The 825-nt window shown below is 25.9% G+C and carries 2 pseudogenes; both read left to right on the forward strand.

Annotated features, from left to right (window positions below):
* Positions 1-185, forward strand: a pseudogene (locus tag IE142_RS39690) (cytochrome c oxidase subunit II transmembrane domain-containing protein); the annotation flags it as partial.
* 135 nt (positions 186-320) lie between these two features.
* Positions 321-671 (forward strand): annotated as a pseudogene (locus tag IE142_RS39695) (hypothetical protein); the annotation flags it as partial.
* Between the last annotated feature and the right edge of the window lie 154 nt (positions 672-825).

An 825-nucleotide genomic window follows, 5' to 3' on the forward strand; every position in this document is an offset into this window, starting at 1 on the left:
AAGATAGCGCTTCACCTCAAATGGAAGGAATAGAAGAATTACATAATAATATTATGTTTTATTTAGCTGTTATCTTATTCACAGTTACATGAATGATGATAACAATTATAAGAAATTTTGTAGCTACAAAATCTCCTATAGCACATAAATATTTAAACCATGGTACATTAATAGAATTAATTTGAACAATTACACCTGCGTTTATTTTAATATTAATCGCATTCCCTTCATTCAAATTATTATATTTAATGGATGAGGTTATGGATCCTTCATTAGTAGTTTATGCTGAAGGTCATCAATGATATTGAAGTTATCAATATCCTGACTTTACAAATGAAGAAAATGAGTTTATTGAATTTGATTCATATATAGTACCAGAAAGTGACTTAGAAGATGGTCAATTTAGAATGTTAGAAGTAGATAACAGAGTTATTATACCAGAGTTAACTCACACTAGATTTGTAATCTCAGCTGCAGATGTTATACATTCTTATGCTTGTCCATCTTTAGGTATAAAAGCTGATGCATACCCAGGAAGATTAAATCAAGCTTCTGTTTATGTAAATCGTCCTGGAACATTCTTTGGACAATGTTCAGAAATTTGTGGTATACTTCATAGCTCTATGCCTATTGCAATACAATCTGTATCTATTAAAGATTTCTTATTATGATTAAGAGATCAAATGGAAGGTTAATCTAAAAATTTTTAATAAATCACTAAAAGAATATAAAATTTAATTTTTTAATTTTGAATATGTATATATAAATATGTTTTATTTATTTTTAGTTTTTAATTATACTATACATAATATAAACATATTTATA

Source organism: Streptomyces mutabilis (genome assembly GCF_014649815.1).
Lineage (GTDB): Bacteria > Actinomycetota > Actinomycetes > Streptomycetales > Streptomycetaceae > Streptomyces > Streptomyces mutabilis.